This window comes from Hydrobacter penzbergensis (genome assembly GCF_900106985.1).
Classification (GTDB): Bacteria; Bacteroidota; Bacteroidia; order Chitinophagales; family Chitinophagaceae; genus Sediminibacterium; species Sediminibacterium magnilacihabitans.
The window spans coordinates 18,346-39,626 of the sequence record NZ_FNNO01000002.1 but is presented as its reverse complement, the minus strand read 5'-3'; the positions used below and the strand labels follow the sequence as shown (position 1 = coordinate 39,626).

The window sequence follows — 21,281 nt, the reverse complement described above, 5'->3', positions numbered from 1 at the left end:
TATTTGAGGCGACGGAGCCGCTTTGGGATCAAACTTTTACTCTGACTTATCTTTCCACTTTTGTGGACGGAATTGGCACCTTCGTACCGCTGAGTAAGTGGTATGGGTTGCCAAGGCATCATAGGGCCATTTCCCTCTGCCTTTCTGGATAAGTTGTTGCTTAAAGAACTGGGGCAAAGGTAGGGTGGGAGGGATAAACGGCAAAAAAATTCTGGGAGGGGTGCTATCTTTACAATCCGGCTATGGCAAAGACTCAAAAAAAATCGACAAAAGAAGACGAATCCATTGATGTGTTGGGTGCAAGGGAACACAACCTCAAGAACATCGATATTACCATTCCCAAGAATAAGCTGGTGGTGTTTACCGGGGTCAGTGGCAGCGGTAAATCGTCATTGGCGTTCGATACCATTTACAACGAAGGGCAACGAAGGTATATGGAAAGCTTCAGCGCGTATGCCCGCCAGTTCGTTGGCGATATGGAAAGGCCAGATGTAGACAAGATCACCGGACTTTCCCCGGTTATTTCCATCGAACAAAAAACCACCAACAAGAACCCGCGTTCTACAGTAGGTACGGTTACAGAAGTATATGATTTCCTGCGTTTGTTGTTTGCAAGGATAGGTGAGGCTTACAGTTATAACACGGGAAAAAAAATGGTGAAGTTCAGCGAGGAAGAGATCGTTGAAAATATCTATACCCGTTTCAAAAATAAAAAAGTAAGCCTGCTGGCGCCAATGGTGCGGGGCAGGAAAGGACATTACCGAGAACTGTTTGAAGAGATACGTAAGAAAGGATTCCTCAAAGTGCGAGTAGATGGCGAAGTGCTGGAACTCAAACCGAAAATGCAGGTGGACCGCTACAAGATACACGATATTGAAGTGGTGATAGACAGGTTGCAGGTAACGGAAGACATGAAAGTGCGCCTGAGCCAGAGTGTGCAACAAGCTTTGAAAATGGGCAAGGAACTGATGTTCCTGTTGCTGAATGATAATGATAAACTGGTGCAGTACTCCCGCCAGCTCATGTGTGAAGATACAGGCATCAGCTATGAAGAGCCTTCGCCCAATGCGTTCTCTTTCAACTCACCCTATGGCGCTTGTCCTACTTGCAAAGGGCTCGGCAATGTTTATTCGGTGAACCTGGAAGCGGTGATGCCCGATCATTCCATCAGCATCAAAGCCGGCGGTATTGCACCATTGGGAGAACAGCGCGACGCACACCTGTTCCGGCAGGTAGAAGCATTGGCCAAGAAGAACCGGATCAGCCTGGATAAACCCATCAAAGATTTATCTCCATCAGCGCTGAATATACTCTTATATGGCAATGCGGCAGGAGATACAGCTGATGAAGAAACGATCTCAATAGATGAATCCGTTGATGGAAAACCTTATGAAGGAGAATTCGAAGGCATCATTCCCATGCTGCGGAGATGGTTTGCCGGCAATACCAGTGATGTACTGCGCGACTGGGTGGAAAAATTCATGGAATTGAAGACTTGTCCTACTTGCGATGGCAACCGCTTAAAAAAAGAAAGCTTGTGGTTCAAAATCGATGGAAAGAATATTGCCGAGTTAAGTAACCTCAACCTGGATAAATTTAATCAATGGTTTGAAGGAATAGAAAAACGACTGAGCAGCAAACAAAATGTAATAGCCAAAGATATTTTGAAAGAGATCAGGGAACGGACGCGCTTCTTGCTCGATGTAGGGCTTACCTATCTTTCACTCAACAGGCCTTCCAGAACGCTGAGTGGCGGCGAATCGCAGCGCATCAGGCTTGCTACGCAGATCGGTTCTCAATTGCAAGGCATCACATATATATTAGATGAACCTTCTATTGGATTGCACCAGCGCGATAACCACCAACTCATCATAGCCCTGCAGAATCTGCGCAATATTGGCAACAGCGTGCTGGTAGTTGAGCACGATAAAGACATCATGATGGCAGCCGATCACCTGGTAGATATCGGCCCCAGGGCAGGTATGCATGGCGGACAAATTGTTGCAGCGGGTACACCGGCTGAAGTATTAAAAAGCAAATCCGATACGGCGCTCTACCTGAGCGGTAAGAAAAATATTGCCGTTCCCAAGGAAAGAAGGAAAGGAAATGGTAAAGCGCTGGAATTGAAGGGCGCATCCGGTAATAACCTGAAGAACATCGATGTGAAATTCCCGCTTGGCAAACTAATCGTGGTAAGCGGTGTAAGCGGTAGTGGCAAATCAACGCTCATCAATGAAACATTGTTCCCTATTTTATATAAGCATGCGTACAATAGCAGGGTAACACCTATGACATTCAAGACTGTCAAGGGTTTGGAGTATATCGACAAAGTGATTGAGATCGATCAGTCGCCCATTGGCCGTACGCCGCGCAGCAATCCCGCTACTTATTGCGGATTCTTTACAGAGATCCGGACATTGTTTGCTGCTGTACCCGAAGCCAAAGTGCGCGGATACAATGCAGGGCGTTTTTCTTTCAATGTGAAAGGAGGCCGCTGCGATGTTTGCGAAGGAGGCGGCATGCGGGTGATTGAAATGAATTTCCTCCCCGATGTGTATGTGCATTGCGAGAAATGCAATGGCAAACGCTATAACAGGGAAACCCTGGAGATACGTTATAAAGGAAAATCGATCAGCGATGTGCTGAACATGACGGTAGACGAAGCCTGCGAGTTTTTCCAGCCGGTTCACTATCTGTACCGGAAAATAAAAGTGCTGGAAGAAGTAGGACTGGGCTATATAACCCTGGGCCAATCGGCTGTAACCCTTAGTGGTGGCGAGGCGCAGCGTGTGAAACTGGCAACGGAGCTCAGCAAAAAAGATACAGGTAAAACGTTCTATATACTCGATGAACCTACAACGGGTTTACATTTTCAGGACATACAACATTTGCTGGATGTGTTGAACAAACTGGTAGACCGCGGCAATACCGTGCTGGTAATCGAACACAATCTCGACGTGATCAAAGTAGCCGATCATATCATTGACCTGGGCCCCGAAGGAGGAGACGGCGGCGGAAAAATATTGTTTGAAGGAACGCCGGAAGACATGATCGGCAATAAACAGAGTCATACAGCGAAATTTTTGAAAACGGAACTGAATTAGTTGTTAGAAAGAAAATCTATCATCTGACAACTAACATCTATCTCAACATTTCAATATGCTCAATCCCATCTTCCAAATACATTTCACTGCATTTTACAAAACCCAGCGATTCATAGAAGCGCTTAAGGTAGAGCTGGGCGCCTATTTTGACTGGGCCAGGACCGAATAATTCATGACAAAGCGCAATCGCCTGCGTCATCAACAATTTTCCGGCGCCTTTTCCACGGTATTCGGGATCGCTGACCACCCGGCCAATGGATGCTTGTTCAAAAGCCAGTCCCGCCGGCAACAAACGCGCATAGGCAGCCAGTTGATTATCATCCCATACCATCAGGTGAAAACAAAAAGCATCTTTTCCATCTGTATCGGCGTAAACACATTGTTGTTCTACGATAAAAACCCTGTTCCTCAATTGCAAAATGGCGTACAACTCAGCTACAGTAAGCGCTTCAAAGGGTTTATAATTACATTGATAGGATGAATTGCTCATTGGGCTTTTTTTTACACCTTTGCGTATTCGCGAGTATAAGCATTTTTTAGATACGATTTGATCAGTATGCAAAAAAGAGTGGCAATTATTGGAGCCGGACCGGCTGGACTTACAGCGGCCTATTTATTGGGAAAAGGCGGACAAGACGTGACCGTTTTTGAGAAAGACCCTCAATATGTAGGAGGCATCTCCCGCACCGAATCATACAAAGGATACCATTTTGACATTGGTGGACACCGTTTTTTCTCCAAGTCGAAAGAAGTGGAAGATTTCTGGACAGAAATATTGGGAGATGAAATGTTGGAAAGACCCCGGAGTTCCCGTATTTATTACAACAAGAAATTCTTTTCATATCCGCTTGTGGCTTTTGACGCGCTCCGCAAACTGGGTATCATTGAGAGCGCATTGTGTGTATTAAGTTACCTACAGGCAAAGGCTTTCCCGGTAAAAAATCCCACCAACTTTGAAGACTGGGTAAGCAACCAGTTCGGGAAACGCCTGTTCAATATTTTCTTCAAAACCTATACCGAGAAAGTGTGGGGCATTCCTTGTAAAGAGATCAGCGCCGATTGGGCCGCACAGCGTATCAAAGGATTGTCGCTCAGTAGTGCTATCTGGAATGCATTGCGCCCTCAAAGGAAATCAGGTGGAGGTAAGGATAAAATGATCAAGACCCTGATCGATTCATTCCGTTATCCTAAAATGGGGCCCGGTATGATGTGGGAGGTATGCGTTGAAAAAAGTAAAAAACTGGGAGTAGAAGTGAAGATGAATTGCGGGGTGAAAGGAATTGATACGGCCGGAGGTAAATGGATAGTACACGGAACAGACGGAAATGATTATAGTGGATACGACTATGTTCTTTCTTCAGCTCCCATGCGTGAACTGGTTAATTCAGTTGCACCGGCTTTTCCGCAAGAAGCCCTGGAATCGGCCAGGAAATTGGGTTACAGGGATTTTCTGACAGTAGTGTTGATTTGCAGGGATGAAGATGCATTTACCGACAACTGGATATACATTCACGATCCGAGTGTGAAAGTAGGACGCATTCAGAATTTCAAATCATGGAGTCCTTATATGGTGCCCGATCCGAACATGGCTTGTTACGGGTTGGAATATTTTTGTTTTGAGGGCGATGGTTTATGGAACAGTAAAGATGCTGATCTGATCGAGTTAGGAAAAAAAGAAATTGCCCAGATCGGGTTAACCAATCCGGCTGCTGTAGTGGATGGTTATGTGGTACGTCAGCCCAAAGCTTACCCGGTGTACGACCAGGATTACAAGCAGCATGTAGATAATATCAAGGAAGCGCTGAAAGATTATCCCGGTCTTTATTTGGTGGGCCGTAATGGTATGCACAAGTACAATAATCAGGATCATAGCATGATGACTGCAATGCTCGCAGCAAAGAATATCCTGGCAGGGAAAGAAGTCTACAATCTTTGGGATGTGAATGAAGATGCCGAGTACCACGAAGGTGGCGACAGGGGCGTTGAAGACACCGATAAGATAATAGGACGAATGGTACCTGAGAAGCTATCTTAATAGCTCTTATTGTGAACTCTTTAGTTCTGATTGATCAAACTCTTTTCTGAAGATAAGCATATATGTTCTTATCTCATGAGGCACAAATAACCACCCCTGTGACCCCATATAGTTCAATAAATCTGGTATCGTTTTTAAAGTGGGGATTGCGTTTGTCAAATTGACTTGAAAAGAACTGTCTTTGAACGAAAACAAAGAATCAACTTTTCCATGGTACAATTCGAATTGTACTTTATTATAGTTGCCAGATCGAAAAGAAGGTATTATAACGCAATATTTTTCTACTTTCTTTTGCGCAAAGGAGGGGATAGCAACACAAATAAGTATTGCTTGAATAAATAGAAATTGTTTCATACAGATGCTATTTTGTAAGTGAGGAAAATCTTGATTTCTAAAGTTATTCAGAATAATTTATTTGTTTTTGTTAAAATATATTAATTGTACGCATTTTTATCGTGCAGGTATCGGTATAACTCCCAGGCTTTCGTTGCCTGTTTCGTTGACAGCTTGTACGGCAAAGAAATAGTTGTCTTTGGAGTAAGGCAGCCTGTAATTCGTTTCTGCGGTAAAGAATTTCTTCTGCCACACAGCACTGGTGGTTTCGCGCATCATCACATAATATCCTTTCGTTTTACCAGTCTTGGGTGCTTTCCAATTAAGATCGGTGTAATTACCAAGGTTCTTTACTTCTACTTTTACTTCTTCTGGCATGGCTGGCGCTTTGGCCAAATTGGCCAGGTTGCTCAGGTTCATGGCAGTGTTCTTGCGCAGGTATTCAAAGTCCATGAACTCGGTAAGGTCTCCATACTGGATGCCATTCTCTTTGCGAATGTCCTGGTGCTGGTGATTGTAGTTTTCATTCATCTCCGTGATGCGTACGGCCGCAAACCCTTTTTCAACAAAGGGAGAATGGTCGCCACCGCGAAGAAAGCGATCGTTGCGGTAGATCATAACTACCTCCAGGTTTTCCACGTAACGCTCGCCGGTCTCTTTTACATAGCGCGCCAATTGTCGTGCTTTGCCATCATTCTCCAGGCCAAACTGGCGAATATTTTTGGCCGATTGCTCCGTTTCATAAGCCGGCAATCCTTCACTGAAAACGCGGATACGGGTATTATCGATGATCTGGGTTTCACTGCTGTTGTTGCTGCCCATGATATCGTTGTTGAGCATGGCTTCTATATCCCATTCCTGTTTTTTTGCTTTTGAGGCCATAAAATCGGCGCCCAGCAAGCCTTGCTCTTCACCACTCACCGTTACAAAAATGATGGTGGCAGGAAATGCATGCCTGCTCATGATGCGCGCGCATTCGATCACTGCGGCTGATCCACTGCCATCGTCGTTAGCGCCGGGTGCATCGCCGGTTCTGTCCATCACATTGGTACGGCGACTGTCGAGGTGACCGCTGATGAGGAAAATACGTTTGTCATTCGGGTCGGCACCTTTCAAAACGGCAACAACATTGCCTAATAAAGTTGCTGTATCAACCCTTTTTTTATCAGCAGCAAGGGTAAACGTATCAATATAAGCGGTGAGTCTGCCGCCAGATTGTTGGGCAAAAGCGTTGAACTTGCTCAATACCCAATTTCTTGCAGCGCCAATGCCCCGTTTGTGATCGTTCTTTGCACTGAGGGTATTGCGTGTGCCAAAGGCCACCATTTGTTTGATATACGACTGTAATGAATCAGCAGATACTTCTTTCACCATCTGTTCAATCTCCGGATCATGGTGTATAGTGGTTTGTGCATGGATAGTATGCGCCAGTAAAAAAGAGGAAAGGGTAAAGCCAATGATTTTTCTCATAAAGAGGTTGATTGAGGACTAAAGTTAATGAGTATCCTGTTATCGTCATCCTGAGCGAGCGAAGCGAGTCGAAGGAGCTGCCGCAGGGTTCGAGCAGATCCCTCGGCTGCGCTCGGGATGACGGGGAATGTATTTTAATATCCGTACTTGTCTTTCCAGCGCTCTTTTAAAAACTTACGCAACTCGTTCTCACGGGCATTGTTGCCGGGTTCATAGAACTTGTTGCCTTTGATCTTCTCGGGCAGGTATTCCTGTTCAATAAAATTACCTTCTCCCAGGTGTGAGTACTGGTAACCCTTTCCATAATCCATGTCTTTCATGAGCCTGGTAGGCGCATTGCGAATGTGAAGGGGAACGGGCAGGTCTCCATATTGCTGTACGGCCGCTGAAGCCGCTCCGATAGCTGCATAGGCGGCATTGCTTTTTACAGAAGAAGCCAGGTACGTAGCGCATTGCGATAAGATGATGCGGCTTTCGGGATAACCGATTTTGCTCACGGCATCGAAAGTGGCGTTGGCCAGTAACAAGGCATTGGGATTGGCATTGCCAATGTCTTCACTGGCGAAGATGAGCATGCGTCTTGCAATGAACTTTACATCTTCTCCGCCTTCAATCATCCGGGCCAGCCAGTACACTGCAGCATTGGGATCACTGCCGCGCATACTTTTGATGAAAGCAGAAATGATATCGTAGTGCTGTTCGCCCTGCTTATCGTACAAAGCGATTTTCTTTTGCGCCACCTGCATCACCAACGCATCCGTGATCACCACCTGTTTCTTTTCTTTCACTTGTGTTTGCACCACGAGGTCCAGCAGGTTCAACAGTTTACGGGCGTCGCCGCCGGAAATATTGATCATGGCTTCTGTCTCTTTCAGTTCAACAGATTGCTGTTTCAGCCATTCGTCTTTTTCCAGCGCCTGGTGTAATAAGGCAATGAGGTCTTTTCGCTGCAAGGCTTTCAACACATATACCTGGCAACGGCTGAGCAAGGCGCTGTTCACTTCGAAAGAAGGATTTTCCGTAGTGGCGCCAATGAGGGTAATGATACCTTTCTCTACAGCTCCCAGCAGGGCATCCTGCTGCCCTTTGTTAAACCGGTGTATCTCATCGATAAATAAGATAGCCCCACTTTGCATACGGGCCTGGTCAATCACTTCACGTACATCTTTTACACCGCTGCTGATGGCGCTTAACTGAAAATAAGGAAGCTGTAGGGTATGTGCAATGATATTGGCAATAGTGGTCTTGCCCACGCCGGGAGGTCCCCAGAGGATCATCGAAGGAATCCTTCCTTGAGAAATGGCCATCCGCAGGATACTACCCTGACCGGTAAGGTGTTCCTGTCCCACTAAATCATCCAGCGTAGCCGGACGCATTCGCTCTGCTAATGGCGTTTGGTTGTTCACACCTGAAAAGTACTAAAATTAATGGCACGATTGCTCAATACTCAATGGCTCAATGTGATCGATTATTGAGCAGTTATTCAGCGTTATCACTGGAAGAGAAAAGGTGGTTATAACGCTTTAGCAATTTGAAATTGATGAAGATATGCAACAGTAATACGATGCCGGTAAACAACATGAAACCGGATACCCCTTTGATCATTTTAAGGAAGAAATCGATGCTGTAGCCGGAAGGTAAATTGGGTTGTGCCTCTAATAACTGGCTCACGGTCTGGCGGAGGGTGACCGGGTTCATCATCAGCAGACTCACCGAATTGAGCACGAACAAAGTAGCAATGCATACGCATACATAAGCATTTACTTTGATCCAGTCTTTCAGGGATGCCTTGCATGTTCTTCCACCCATAATACCCTTGGTGAGGAAACTAAAACTGGTGAAAGCATAAACGGCCATGCAAAAGAACAGGAACACGATCAGCAACAATGCAGGATTGGCTATGGCTGTGAGCAAAAAGATGGTTGACATCAGGCCAAAGAAAGCGCCGATGGGTAGTAAAATATAGCTGAGAATGCGGAATAAAGTCAGTTGATTCACGATGCGTATAATTGGTTGAGTAGTGAATGAAACTTAATCCTGACCCTGGTTTAATTGAATCTGCAATTCATCCAATTGCTTATCATCAATAGAACTGGGCGCATCCAGCATCACATCACGACCGCTGTTGTTCTTGGGGAAAGCGATGAAGTCGCGAATACTTTCGCTGCCACCGAGGATGGAGCAAAGACGATCGAAACCAAAAGCAATTCCTCCATGCGGCGGTGCGCCGAATTCAAAAGCACCCAACAGGAAACCAAACTTGTGCAACGCTTCCTCCTGGCTCATGCCCAAAGCAGTAAACATTTTTTCCTGCAAAGCGCGCTGGTAGATACGGATCGACCCGCCACCGATTTCATTTCCATTCAGCACCATATCATAAGCATTGGCCTTGATATGGTTATAGGGATGCTCCAGGTATTTTTCTGCATTTTCAATCACCGGGTTGTTATTGATCATCACTTCAATATGATCGGGTTTGGGTGAAGTGAATGGATGGTGACGCGCTACCCAACGGTTTTCTTCTTCGGCATATTCAAACAGCGGGAAATCCATCACCCATAACAGTTTGAATTCATCTTCTTTCCTGAAACCAAGGCGTTTGCCCATTTCCAGGCGCAATTCACTGATGGCTTTGCGGGTACGTTCTTCACGACCGGCCAGTATCAATACCAGGTCGCCCGCCACAGCTCCTGCGGCATGGGCAATGGCTTTCAGTTTGTCTTCGGGATAGAATTTATCTACACTGCTCTTGTAACTGCCGTCTGCATTGCATTTGATGAATACAAGTCCCTGCATGCCTATCTGCGGGCGCTTCACCCAGTCGGTCAGTTCATCGGTTTGTTTACGGGTGTACTCGCTGCAACCGGGTGCTGCAATGGCCAGTACGGTTTCTGCATTGTCGAATACGCCAAAACCGGCGCCGTTGATGAGTTCGCCAATGGCTTCTATTTTGCCATTTCGGGTGAAAGCCGATTTCAGGTTGGCGATCTTCATGCCAAAGCGGATATCGGGTTTGTCGTTACCGTACTGCCACATGGCATCTTCCCAACTCATGCGCGCTACCTTTTCGGTATAGTCAATATTTTTTACATCCTTGAAAATGCGTTTCACCAATCCTTCGAACATGTTTAGGATGTCTTCCTGCTCTACGAATGCCATCTCACAGTCGATCTGTGTAAACTCCGGCTGCCTGTCCGCTCGCAGGTCTTCATCACGGAAACATTTCACAATTTGATAATAGCGGTCATACCCGCTTACCATGAGCAATTGCTTGAATGTTTGTGGCGATTGCGGCAATGCATAGAACTGGCCGGGATTCATACGGGAAGGCACCACAAAATCGCGGGCGCCTTCGGGTGTGGACTTGATCAGGAATGGCGTTTCAATATCCATGAACTGGTTCTCATGCAGGTAGTTTCGCGCTGAACGGTTCACGGCATAGCGCAGTTCCAGGTTCTTCTTCACGGCATTGCGGCGTAGGTCCAGGAAACGGTATTTCATGCGCAGGTCATCGCCTCCATCGGTATCATCCTGTATGGTAAAAGGCGGAACGACAGATTTGTTCAATACGGTGAATGACTGTATGTTGATCTCAATTTCGCCAGTGGGAATATGAGCATTCTTGCTGCTGCGTTCCGCCACCAGGCCGGTAGCCTGTAAAACAAATTCACGCCCCAGCGGATTTTCATCCAGCACTTTATTGAGTTCTTCTCCGAACAACAACTGGGTAATGCCATAGCGGTCGCGCAGGTCCACAAAAGTAATGGCGCCGAATTTGCGAACGGTCTGAACCCATCCGGCCAGGGTTACTTGTTTATTTACATCACCAATCCTTAATTCTCCACAGGTATGAGAGCGATACATAATCAATGTCTTTTATACGGTCCGCAAATATAGCCGAAATGGCCGTTTGCATGAAATGATGGTATTCCATGAATTTGGTTGCATCTTTGCGGGAATGATAACAGCAACTTCTTCCAGGCGAAGCCACAGATGGGCTGTAGCCGTTTTTTTCTTCCTGGCCGGCCTCTGCTTCGCCAGCTGGGCCAGCAGGATACCCGATATCAAACAAAAATTAGAACTCAACGATGCCGGGTTGGGAGCCGTACTGGTAGCGTTGCCGGTAGGACTTATGACCAGCTTACCCATTGCAGGCTGGCTGGTATCGCGCTGGGGCAGTAAAAAAGTAGTGATCCTGGCTGCAACCGGTTACCCGCTCACCCTGGTATTCCTGGGCGCGGTACAACATTCCTGGCAACTGGCGGCCGTATTATTTGTATTCGGCTTGTTCGGAAATCTTTTCAATATTTCTGTAAATACACAGGCGGTAGGTGTAGAGGCTTTGTATAAGCGTCCCATCATGGCCTCTTTCCACGGCACCTGGAGCCTGGCAGGATTTTCCGGGGCCGCCATCGGCACCCTGGCTGTATCGGGCAGCCTGGCTCCGCTGTATCATTTTGCACTGATCTGTAGTGCGGTGATCCTGGCCTTACTGGTTACCCGTACTTACCTGCTGCCCACCGATGCGGGTAAAAGCAGCCAGCCCATTTTTGCCAAACCGGATGCGGCCATTCTCAAACTCGGACTCATCGCTTTCGGCAGCATGGTTTGTGAAGGAACCATGTTCGACTGGAGCGGCGTATATTTTCAAAAAGTGGTCATGGTGCCGGAGCAACAGATCACCCTGGGTTATGTAGCTTTTATGAGTACGATGGCGGGCGGGCGTTTTATCGGCGACCGGCTCACTGCACGGCTGGGCGCAAAGCGCATGCTGCAATGCAGTGGATTGGTCATTGCTGTTGGATTGTTTACTGCGGTTTTGTTTCCTACAGTAATACCTGCAACTGCAGGCTTTTTATTAGTGGGTATCGGCGTATCATCTGTAGTGCCGCTGGTGTACAGTTCTGCCGGTAAATCCAAAACCATGTTACCGGGTGTTGCACTCGCAGCAGTGTCTACTATTGGTTTCTTCGGCTTTTTATTCGGTCCGCCCCTGATCGGCTTCATCGCACAGGCAGCCAGCCTGCGTGTGTCTTTCAGCGTTATTGCCTGCTTCGGATTGTGTACCGCTTTATTGGCGTCGTTTATGCGATGGAATTGAGCGCGTCTGTACGCAATCGTTAAAAAAAAACTAAATGCAGCGGGTTCCTTTGCTAAACCTGTTTCTGGTAAAAGAATTGAATAGGTATGAGTGAACAACATTCATTCACCTTTCAATGATTCGACATGAAAAGACTACTACTTATTTCAACGACAATACTCCTGTTATTTTCGTTCAGCTCCTGTACCAAGACGGTGGTAGTAGCAAATGGCGGTATGCCGGTTGCAGGCTCCTGGGTATTGTCAGAAGCTTCACAACATACCAGCTATGGCTGGCAATTGGTGCACACGGGACTGGAAAACGGCGTGTTTGATTTTTACAACGGTGGTGGCGCTACGTACAGCGACGCAACTACCAATATGCAGGGAAGCTGGGCCATGCGATACACCAGCGGCGGCTACTACGACCGTTATGGCGATTATTATTCCGGATCACACTATGCATTTGAAATACATCTGCGCGACAGGTACAGCGCTGGCTCGGTAGACTTGTTTTTCGATGAAGCGATTGTTTCCGGCAATACATTGATCGCTACTTACTATAATGGTAACTATGTGTCGCGTTATGTGTTCAACAGGTATTGATTTTGTTAAAGGGTCTCCATTTCACCTTTATGCCTGGGTTTGTACCAGCAATAATAATAGGCCAGCATGCCGATGCCTGAAAGAAACGGAATCAGCGCCAGGTGTTTGTACGTGATATGTCCGGCGATGATGTGTTCATCGAAGTGGAGGAACTCACTGATCATCCAATAAGAGTTGGCAGTGATCCAGACGGTGATGGCAAGATTGTGGCACAGTTCCGATACCAAATGCCGGGTTCTCCATGCGATGACAATAGAAATGATGAGGGTAGGAAAGATCATTGCAATACCCAATGGTTTCCAGATCATGCACCAGGCAATGTCTTTGAATAACCAGAATACAATGTGCAGGTTCTCCATTTTTCTATAAGCAACGGGAATGCTGTAAGTAGCTGCGGTTGCATGGTTTTTATTGCTCATCTGCGGTTGAGTTAGGTATTGAGCAGCAAGTTAATTTATTGTGCTTTTCCTGCACTGAGGATTTTTGTAAAACGGCTGATGTCTGCCTGCGGCATGATGGGGTTGCCATTGACCAGGTAACCGGTGAATTCGTGCGCAAAATATGGCGCCAGTGAGCAACCCTTGGTACCCATCCCATTGAATACCCCTACGGAAGGAGCAACAGGATGCAGTCCCACAAAAGGCCTTCTTTCCAGGTTGGCAGGCCGTTCAGAAGCAATATGGTCTTCAATGGTAAACGGCAATTTGAGCCAATACCCCAGTTGGGCTTTTACTTTTTCGAGGAAATCGGGAGAAGGCGACAGGTCGGTAAAATCCCATTCATAGGTAGAGCCGATCCAGAACAAGTCTTCATTACCCCAGGGCACCAGGTTGATACCCTGTTTGAAAATATGGGTACGGGGTAACCCGGGAATGCGGGCAACGATCACCTGGCCTTTATTGGGAGCATAGGGGAGCGAGCGGAAATAAGGGTTGTTGAATCCTGCGGCACCCTCACAACAGATGATCTTCGATGCCGTGATGTTTTGATAACGGACATGGTCAGGAAAAACTTCGCAATCCTGCCAGTTGAATCTTGATTCCAGCAATATTTCCTGCTGCTTCAATTGTGAACGCCAGCGATCGAGTAAGACATGCAGGTCGATGAGCCAGCAAGGATTGATCTCTCCTACACCGAAAGGATAGTTGAAATAATTTTTCCAGTGATCTGCATCGTCGGGCTTGCGTAAATAATCCGTTTCCACAGGCAGGCGTTCCGCAAAAGCCAGCATCATTTGAGGAGTGGGATGAAAATCCAGGATATTGCATTGCCGGATCAGTTCAACATCGAATGCTTTTCCCCATTCTGTGTATGCATCCACCGCAAAAGGCATGAGTTTTTCTATTTCCCAGGTACGTACAATGCGGCGACCGGTAACCGGATTGATCACACCGCTGGCAACTTTGGAAGCGGTATGCGGGCGATTTTCATCAATGACTACGACACGTTGGCCGGCCTTCAATAAATTCCAGCTCAAAAAACTTCCGCAAATGCCTTGCCCGATGATGAGATAATCTGTGGTCATAAGGAGGAGTCAAGAGGTCACACAGGGCTAAGAAAATCGTTTACTTTCTGTTGAATGAATTTCTTCACGCCCTCCCAGGTCTGTCCTTTGAGGCTGATGGGCTCTTCACTTTCTTCGGCGTCCTCAAAATAGACCAATGCCTGGGGGATCGAAATCATTAATTGTTGTGAGGGAAATTTTTTCGAATGGAATGATATGAACTGATCAATAGTATAATGCTTAAGCAGTTCATAAACGTCCCAGAAATCCTTCTTCATACTACGGCCCAAAATGGCGTTAATCTTCATAGCGATAATATCTTCAGTACTATACATCCTGATGCCATCAATCGTGACTGGCTGCTGGATTACGGGATGTTTATAATTGATAATATCTACTTTTACGTCACGTATAAACCCAAAGATTCCCCACGAATTTATTTTACCATCATAGCTGAAATCGTTCCTGTATTCCTCTTCTAGCACCTTGATGATGACCTCTCTGTCAAAATGGGTGTGCCCAAATAAATCAAGATCAACAGAAATGCGATGGCCGAACTGTAATGAAAGTGCGGTACCGCCAACGAGGTAGAAATCAGCTAATGCCGGCAACTTCATCAGTTGCGTTAGTAAGGAAAAAGTGCGGGGTTCGACTGTCTGAGTTTGTAACATCTGAATTCTTCAATATGTCGCTGAATAACCGCAGCGGCAAGGTACATGGTACGGGTTGGAAGAAACTTGGCATTCAGCAAGGCCGCTTCAATCTTTTCATGACTGTAAAACTTCCTGCATTCGCGTATATCATTGACATCACCCCGCTCAAAAACCCTTTCAATTACAAAACTGGCCCGGCTTTCAAAATCCAAAGACGCAAAGCGCACATCCCAGAATATGCGTTTATTGAAATGTGGTATTTTTTTTTCGGCTGTAACTGCCATAGCTGCTCGTTGTATGTAAAACTAAGTAATGCTCTTCATACATCATAATTTGTTTACCCTAATGTTGAATCCTTCAGAATGGCTGTTGAACTCAGGTGCATACATACACTGGATAGTAGCTATGCCCGTAGAGAAAACGCCTGTCTGGGTTACAAAGGTCGGGTATTCGAAAACATAAGTGCCTTTCCGCAGGTAACTGATGAAGAAATTCGTGCTGGCATCTCTTGTACTCTCGTAATAGCCCAGTTCATCCTGCCATTTATAACCGCTCAATACATTCACCGGCTCCATAGCAGCTGCCCGCATGTCTTTGAGATGCAGGTATTCCATATCGCGGTCGCTTTTCAATTCTATTCGCACCACCACTTTATCACCCACTTTTAATTCTTCTCCTTCTTTAACCAGATCGAGCGCTTTGCCATGTTCCGTGTTTTTTTCCACAAATAATTTTCTGGATAACGACAAAGGAGTAGCTGCGGGTGTGATCTTGTCAGGGTTTTCAAAATATTGCCAGTACACGCTACCCCAACTGGGAGGTTGCTCGTTGTAACTGCGTTTTGAAGCGATCTGCACAGTAACAGTGCCCATTTCCGGTTTTACAGATTTGCCATCGATATGTGTACTAAAATAACCAGTACCAGCCTGCTGCTTTCCAGTATTATTGTTGGTGGTATAGTTGCCCAGGCGGATGGACAATTTGCTTTCGTTGTTAAGCCACCCGCTGCCACTTTGCAATAAGGCATAACAGGCATCAGCGGTAGCTACAGTCGTTTCCCAGTTATTGGTTTGTTTGTTCAATAACAACCAGGTTCTCGCTTTGTTGATGGCAGATAATAAAGACTTGCTTTTGTTATCCTGTTGTAATTCCTGCAGGAATGAGATCATCATACTTTGGTGTTCAATAGGAGAAGTATACCAGAAACAGGTTTGCTGCGATTTCCAATGAAGACTGCCTTGTGCAGTATTTTCAACCGTATTTTCAAGTATGGAAGGAAGGAGGGTGGTATTCACAAATTGCACGTCATTGTTCCAGTAAAAGACTAATCCCAACATGGCCTGGTTGTATTGATTCTGATCATTCCAATGTTGTTTGCCGGTGTTATAAAAATACCGGTAAGCTTCGGGAGCAGTTTGTGCAATATCCCTGAAAAGACTGCGCATATACAGGTATTGAATTTGTACAGAAGACAATTGCCATTGCTTCTGACCGGTAGTTTTGCTTTGATGGATGCTTTGATAATCTTCTCGCATTTTACTATCAAGCCATTTAATTGCATTGCTGATAATAGGATTGAGACGTAAAGCAATAGCAGTGCTAAACGCACCCAGACGCTTCAGTTTACCAATACCCGTAAGAATATAATTGGTCATATACCGGTCTTCATACCCTCCTTTGAACCATACAAATCCGCCACTGGGCAGCTGAAGCTGCTGTAATTTTTCAATGAACTGATCGGTTTGTTGATCAAGCTTCGCAAGGTCCAGCAGCAAAGCCAGGTTCTTTGACTGGCTTGCTTCGTTCTCCGCATCAAAAACCCAGGGTGTTTCCTCTATCAGCAGTTGTTTCAGCGCCTGGTTCTTTTGCAGGTTGCTTTGTGCAGCACTGGTATCTGTCATCCATTGATCCAGTACCTGCTTAATTTTGGGGTTCTTTTGCAGGATATAAGCAGCAAGCGCATTGGCATACACACGGTTGAATGTTTGCTCTGCACATTCGTAAGGATACTCGATGAGATAAGGCAATGCTTTTACCGCATACCAGGCGGGATTGGTAGTGTATTCAACCGTTAACCCTTCATGCGTAAGTGTTTCGCTGGATGTGTGCAGCAGTTTCTCAAAACGGAACGATTGCGTAGTATCTTTCTGAAGAAACAATGGCAGGCTTTCGGTAACCAACATGCGGTTGGTTACAACAGGCAGGGTATTCTCTTCACCATCACTGTAATTACCCGCTTTTGCTACGATTCGCCAGGTGAGCGGCTTATTGAAACTGAATGGCACCTGTATAGGGAATTTAACAACAGTACTTTTTCCTGGCTCAGCAGTAAAATATTGAACAGGGAAAACGTTCTGGAACCAGCCATCCACCGATGTTCCGGTAGTCGCGTCGATCAGTTCAAGCGTTGCCTGACCTGTTAATTCCTGTGCCCCCAGGTTGGCAATCTTACTGCTCAATTCAATCTGATCTCCTTCGCGAAGGAAACGTGGCAGATTGGGTTGCACCATGAGCGTTTTTTGGGTAACGATGGACTGGGTAGCAGTACCAAAAGCAAGATCTTTTGTATGTGCCAGAGTCATCCATTTCCAGGTAGTAAGCGCCTCCGGCATGGTAAGGCTGAAAGTATAATTACCCAGTGAGTCGGCATAAAGCTGCGGGAAGAAGAAAGCGGTTTCTTTGAAATCAGTTCTTATTTTCTGCGGTTCGTTCTGCATGTTTTCGGCTTCTCCAATGGGTTCTGCCACAGGCTTGGCATAGCGGATCCTATTCATGTCTCCTGCACCTGTTATTACAACCTCATTCAGCATTTTTTTATCGGGCATCAAATGCACATTTGCCGATGCAGTAGAACGATCTTCCCATTTTATGCTATAGATGCTCCAAAATTCATTGGCATTAACAGACAAACGATCATAAGCATGTTCAATAAATTCAACAGTAGGTTCTGTGATATAATTCTGGTTGGCAGTTGCTGCGCCGAAATTAGTAGATGCAATAAAACCGTTCCGCCAATAATTGGTTTCCCAAATAGCAGGTATGCTCCAGTTATGCGGTTTGAACTGGTCCAAAGAAGCATCATACATGCCGGTAAGCAGTTCTGCTGCCTGCTGCTGGCCTTTCTCTCCCTTGACCTGTACGGTCCATTGTTCTTTGCTTCCGGGCTCGGTGTGGTTACGGAAACTGGCATAGCTTACCGACAACTGTTTGTTAGACCAGGGAACAAGCACATTATACTGGCTGTTATAAACCCTGTTATTGTAAACAAAGACTTCAGCAATCCCAACACCCCCACGGTCCGCTTCAGTTGCTGCAAACTCAATGGTTTCAAATCCTTTATTGCGGGTATTAAAAGTATAGACTCCTCCTGCTTTCCCCGGGCGGTCGGTTCTGCGAATTACATAAACCTGGTCTGCCATCGAAACAGCATAGAACCTGGCTGTATCACCCGGCAGAGCCATTCCCTTTAGTGTATAACTGAATTGATACGACGAAGTAGGGTATGCTCCTTTGGTGATGCTAAACATCTGCATGTATTTAATGTCCTTCACTTCTTGTCCGTATGCATCGGTAGCAACAGATTCGATCTTATAATAACCACTGTGTAACACGCCCGGAGTCAATTGCCAGGTTTCACTTTCTTTGGTATCGATGGTAGAAGATGTTACAAGGGGTCCTGCTTTCCATGTCCGGTAATTCGATTCATTCTCATATTCATCATTCGGAAAATACCGGGTAAACTCATTGCGACTCATCACGAACAGATCAGGATTCTGCCAGTAACGTTTTCTTACAGGTTGTTGCGGCGCTTCCAGCGGATAGATGCTGACATGCACTTTAACCTGTTCCGGTTGCCCGTCGAGATTGGTTACACTCAACTTAAGTTGGGCAAAACTATCAGTAGGTAATACATCCGGTATATTGGCCTGTAGTATGATAGACGCATAACCAGCTCTTACGGTGGTGCTGGCCGTACGCGTTTCGCCGTTGATATCCGTTATGCTGACCAATACTTCGAAATTGAATATAGGATTGGCATCCCTGTTTGCATGGTCATCTGCCAGTGCTTTGAAAGGAATATTGAATTTACCATTGTCATCGGTGATTAATTCACCATGTGCGATTTCTATCGAAGACGATTGTATAGGTATGTAATTATTGCGCAGCCAGGGGTTCAGGTAACGGGTATTTCTTTTAACAGTATAGGTAACTTTAGCGCCGTTGATGCTATTACCGGCATAGGCAGTGGCATTGCCATGCACAGTTACCGAATCATTCAGGCGATAACTGCCTTTTACTTTGTCGAAGCCGGCAAAGAACCCGGGCCTTTTGTAAGCTTCAACAGAAACAGCAGCGCTTGAATAGATCTTCCAGTTTGTTTGAATGGAAAAAATACCGGTCAGTGTATTTTGCGGAACCTGGAACCGGCCGCTGAATGAACCATAGTCATTCAGTGAGAAGCGAATAGAATCTACTCTTTTGCCATTAACATTGGACAGGTACACCCAGCCGGAATCTTTACGGGTAATCAACCTGCTCATCCTGGTCTGGCGATTTTTCTTAACAGCAATGCCTTTGAAATAAACGTACTGCCCCGGCCTGTAAATAGAACGGTCGGTAAAAAAGAATATCCTGCTGTTGCCGTTTTCGAAATCATCCGATTCGGTATCCTGTACATCATTGATGGAGGGATCGTTTTGGTAAGGAATGAACTCAGTTGCATCCAGCCTGAGTTCATCTTTCCCTTTGCTGAAAACATACCTCGTATTGCGGCTTCGATTGTTCGTTTCACGGTACATGAAATAACCATTCCGGTCTGTTTGCTTATTGGCAATAAGGCGTTGCTCGCTAAAGATGGCCACATTTACATTGGCCAACGGCTGGCCGTTCTCACGGTTCAGCACAAAGAAATCATGATCATTACGGACATAACTGATATTGGAAACAGAAAAGAACTGAACACTCAGTTTGTTGAGGCTGTCATTGAATAGCGGACTGTTTGAACACAACAAAGCATAACGACCAACAGAAAGCCCATCTAGCTTGATCTCAACAGCGTGCTGCCGGTAATCATTGGTAACAGGCAGCGCCTGGGAGAAGGCCCTGTATGTTTCCAATGAAGTGATCTTCTTCCAATAGCCGGCTTCCCAATATTGGTTTGGCAGTTCTTTTGTATCAATGCGTATGATCTTTGCATAAACAGTATCGATGTTTCGGAAGCTTACCAATGCCCGGAAAGGTTTACCGGGAATATTTACCTGTTCGGTTTGAGAGCTTAACTCTTTTTCTGTGATCTGTGATAATAATGGATGGAAATTATTACGCCAGGGATTGTTTTTGTCAATACTGGAAACTGCGTTGTCAATGATTTTTTTTGCCTTTACATAAGCATAACGATTGCTGGTATCTACTGATGCCTGGTAACTGTCGGCCTTTTGCAGCTCCAGTTGCGCCAGGTCTACCCATGCTTTTGCAGTGGACGATACCTGTTTGTTGTTTGATATGATCGTTTCCAGTGCAGACCTGTAAACCGATTCCTTATTGTTGAACTGCGCATGACTATAGACCCATTCGATCCGCCCGATATCAGTTCCCACCAACTCATCGGCATTCGTGGTAACAGTTAAGAGGTGCTGGTATAATTGAAGGGCAATCAGTTCAAGCATGCTGTTATCCTTTGCAAGAAATGGATGCTTGATAAATACCTCTCTTCCTGATAAAGCAACGGGATCGCTGATCCTGGAAACATAAAGCGGATCAGTTGAATAAGGGTCGCCTGATTTGAAGTACACCAATGCTTCATTGGCCAGCAAATGATATAAGGAAGAACGGTGCTTATCGCCTTTGATCAATATGGCTTCAAAATCTTTGAGACTGGTATGAAGCAATATTTCTTTATCGGCTAAAGCTTCGAGGAAATATTGCGTGATGGCTTTGTGAAAATCAGCAATGCCCCAGGTGCTTATATCAGCTTTGGCATAATTAACAGTCGCTTTCCGGTTGTAAAAGCGCCAACGGTACATATTGAAGTATTCATACAGCTTTTTCGCCACCAACGCTTTCAGGATGCTTTTTTGAACAGCATCGCTGGTATTGCCGATGGAAGCCAATAATGTTTGCACCGCCCGGTTGGGGTCATTCTCCAACACCTGGTCTTGCAGCGAATATCGATAAATGAGGCATTTGATAACCTGTGCCTGTTGTTGATGCAGGCTAACTTTCTTCTGTAAGGCATCCAGTTTAACAAGTGCCGATTTGGGAAGGCTTTTGATCACTATTAGTGAATCGATCTCTTTCCATTCTTTCTGATAAGCGGTGTCTTTTTGCTGTGCATGAACAAAGCCTATGCACAACATCATCGCCATTATCATACCCATCTTCTTTAAAGCCATACTGTTGATTTTATACAATAAATACGTTTTGTATCTAAGGATGCAAACCTGCGGGGGATTACACAAAGATGCAGCAGATACACAAAAAAAATCCCGGTAGCGGGA

General features: G+C 45.7%; 15 protein-coding genes and 1 riboswitch. Of the genes, 4 read left to right on the top strand and 11 right to left on the bottom strand.

Going from position 1 to position 21,281, the window contains the following annotated elements; genetic code table 11:
- Positions 1-43 precede the first annotated feature (43 nt).
- Positions 44-155: riboswitch (SAM riboswitch) on the bottom strand.
- 87 nt (positions 156-242) lie between these two features.
- Positions 243-3,104: an excinuclease ABC subunit UvrA gene (gene uvrA / locus BLU98_RS03400; protein WP_092722040.1), complete on the top strand. Its 2,862-nt coding sequence runs from the start codon at positions 243-245 to the stop codon at positions 3,102-3,104.
- Positions 3,105-3,141: 37 nt separating this feature from the next.
- On the opposite strand, the gene BLU98_RS03395 is transcribed toward uvrA, so the two are convergent.
- Positions 3,142-3,594, bottom strand: coding sequence for a GNAT family N-acetyltransferase (locus BLU98_RS03395; protein ID WP_092722038.1), 453 nt, complete (start codon positions 3,592-3,594; stop codon positions 3,142-3,144).
- A 66-nt stretch (positions 3,595-3,660) separates the two neighbouring features.
- Here BLU98_RS03395 and BLU98_RS03390 point away from each other — a divergent pair, with 66 nt between their 5' ends.
- A complete protein-coding gene (locus BLU98_RS03390; protein WP_092722036.1) occupies positions 3,661-5,139 on the top strand; it encodes an NAD(P)/FAD-dependent oxidoreductase in 1,479 nt (492 codons plus the stop codon).
- A 6-nt stretch (positions 5,140-5,145) separates the two neighbouring features.
- On the opposite strand, the gene BLU98_RS03385 is transcribed toward BLU98_RS03390, so the two are convergent.
- The 5 genes from BLU98_RS03385 to aspS form a co-directional block, all read right to left on the bottom strand.
- Positions 5,146-5,493 carry a hypothetical protein gene (locus tag BLU98_RS03385; RefSeq protein ID WP_092722034.1) on the bottom strand — a complete coding sequence of 116 codons (348 nt, stop codon included), beginning with the start codon at positions 5,491-5,493 and terminating at the stop codon, positions 5,146-5,148.
- Positions 5,494-5,589: 96 nt separating this feature from the next.
- Positions 5,590-6,942: a M20/M25/M40 family metallo-hydrolase gene (locus BLU98_RS03380; protein ID WP_092722032.1), complete on the bottom strand. Its 1,353-nt coding sequence runs from the start codon at positions 6,940-6,942 to the stop codon at positions 5,590-5,592.
- Positions 6,943-7,076: 134 nt separating this feature from the next.
- Positions 7,077-8,348: a replication-associated recombination protein A gene (locus BLU98_RS03375; RefSeq protein WP_092722030.1), complete on the bottom strand. Its 1,272-nt coding sequence runs from the start codon at positions 8,346-8,348 to the stop codon at positions 7,077-7,079.
- A 73-nt stretch (positions 8,349-8,421) separates the two neighbouring features.
- Positions 8,422-8,940, bottom strand: a complete 519-nt coding sequence (locus tag BLU98_RS03370) for a hypothetical protein (RefSeq protein WP_092722028.1) — start codon at positions 8,938-8,940, stop codon at positions 8,422-8,424.
- A gap of 33 nt (positions 8,941-8,973) precedes the next feature.
- A complete protein-coding gene (gene aspS, locus BLU98_RS03365; RefSeq protein WP_092722026.1) occupies positions 8,974-10,806 on the bottom strand; it encodes an aspartate--tRNA ligase in 1,833 nt (610 codons plus the stop codon).
- Between the two features lie 94 nt (positions 10,807-10,900).
- Between aspS and BLU98_RS03360 the strand changes: the two genes are divergently transcribed.
- Positions 10,901-12,043 carry an MFS transporter gene (locus BLU98_RS03360; RefSeq protein WP_092722437.1) on the top strand — a complete coding sequence of 381 codons (1,143 nt, stop codon included), beginning with the start codon at positions 10,901-10,903 and terminating at the stop codon, positions 12,041-12,043.
- Positions 12,044-12,168: 125 nt separating this feature from the next.
- On the top strand, positions 12,169-12,627 hold the full coding sequence (locus tag BLU98_RS03355) for a hypothetical protein (protein WP_139173823.1): 459 nt from the start codon (positions 12,169-12,171) through the stop codon (positions 12,625-12,627).
- A gap of 5 nt (positions 12,628-12,632) precedes the next feature.
- Here BLU98_RS03355 and BLU98_RS03350 read toward each other — a convergent pair whose 3' ends face one another.
- From BLU98_RS03350 to BLU98_RS03330, 5 genes are read right to left on the bottom strand one after another with little or no spacing between them, the layout of a single operon-like run.
- Positions 12,633-13,046 (bottom strand): hypothetical protein, encoded by a 414-nt coding sequence (locus BLU98_RS03350; RefSeq protein WP_257574677.1) that lies wholly within the window; start codon positions 13,044-13,046, stop codon positions 12,633-12,635.
- A 35-nt stretch (positions 13,047-13,081) separates the two neighbouring features.
- Positions 13,082-14,152: an NAD(P)/FAD-dependent oxidoreductase gene (locus tag BLU98_RS03345; RefSeq protein WP_092722022.1), complete on the bottom strand. Its 1,071-nt coding sequence runs from the start codon at positions 14,150-14,152 to the stop codon at positions 13,082-13,084.
- 17 nt (positions 14,153-14,169) lie between these two features.
- Positions 14,170-14,748, bottom strand: a complete 579-nt coding sequence (locus tag BLU98_RS03340; RefSeq protein WP_257574676.1) for a nucleotidyl transferase AbiEii/AbiGii toxin family protein — start codon at positions 14,746-14,748, stop codon at positions 14,170-14,172.
- Positions 14,749-14,756: 8 nt separating this feature from the next.
- Positions 14,757-15,068: a DUF6922 domain-containing protein gene (locus BLU98_RS17510; RefSeq protein ID WP_139173822.1), complete on the bottom strand. Its 312-nt coding sequence runs from the start codon at positions 15,066-15,068 to the stop codon at positions 14,757-14,759.
- A 42-nt stretch (positions 15,069-15,110) separates the two neighbouring features.
- Positions 15,111-21,176 (bottom strand): alpha-2-macroglobulin family protein, encoded by a 6,066-nt coding sequence (locus BLU98_RS03330; protein ID WP_139173821.1) that lies wholly within the window; start codon positions 21,174-21,176, stop codon positions 15,111-15,113.
- Positions 21,177-21,281 lie beyond the last annotated feature (105 nt).

Excerpts from the sequence above, each read along its gene's own strand:
- BLU98_RS03390 (WP_092722036.1), top strand. The coding sequence starts at position 3,661 with ATGCAAAAAAGAGTGGCAATTATTGGAGCCGGACCGGCTGGACTTACA.
- BLU98_RS03340 (WP_257574676.1), bottom strand. The coding sequence starts at position 14,748 with ATGAAGTTGCCGGCATTAGCTGATTTCTACCTCGTTGGCGGTACCGCA.
- BLU98_RS03380 (WP_092722032.1), bottom strand. The coding sequence starts at position 6,942 with ATGAGAAAAATCATTGGCTTTACCCTTTCCTCTTTTTTACTGGCGCAT.
- BLU98_RS03355 (WP_139173823.1), top strand. The coding sequence starts at position 12,169 with ATGAAAAGACTACTACTTATTTCAACGACAATACTCCTGTTATTTTCG.
- BLU98_RS03330 (WP_139173821.1), bottom strand. The coding sequence starts at position 21,176 with ATGGCTTTAAAGAAGATGGGTATGATAATGGCGATGATGTTGTGCATA.
- BLU98_RS03385 (WP_092722034.1), bottom strand. The coding sequence starts at position 5,493 with ATGAAACAATTTCTATTTATTCAAGCAATACTTATTTGTGTTGCTATC.
- BLU98_RS03395 (WP_092722038.1), bottom strand. The coding sequence starts at position 3,594 with ATGAGCAATTCATCCTATCAATGTAATTATAAACCCTTTGAAGCGCTT.
- uvrA (WP_092722040.1), top strand. The coding sequence starts at position 243 with ATGGCAAAGACTCAAAAAAAATCGACAAAAGAAGACGAATCCATTGAT.
- aspS (WP_092722026.1), bottom strand. The coding sequence starts at position 10,806 with ATGTATCGCTCTCATACCTGTGGAGAATTAAGGATTGGTGATGTAAAT.
- BLU98_RS03345 (WP_092722022.1), bottom strand. The coding sequence starts at position 14,152 with ATGACCACAGATTATCTCATCATCGGGCAAGGCATTTGCGGAAGTTTT.
- BLU98_RS17510 (WP_139173822.1), bottom strand. The coding sequence starts at position 15,068 with ATGGCAGTTACAGCCGAAAAAAAAATACCACATTTCAATAAACGCATA.
- BLU98_RS03360 (WP_092722437.1), top strand. The coding sequence starts at position 10,901 with ATGATAACAGCAACTTCTTCCAGGCGAAGCCACAGATGGGCTGTAGCC.
- BLU98_RS03350 (WP_257574677.1), bottom strand. The coding sequence starts at position 13,046 with ATGAGCAATAAAAACCATGCAACCGCAGCTACTTACAGCATTCCCGTT.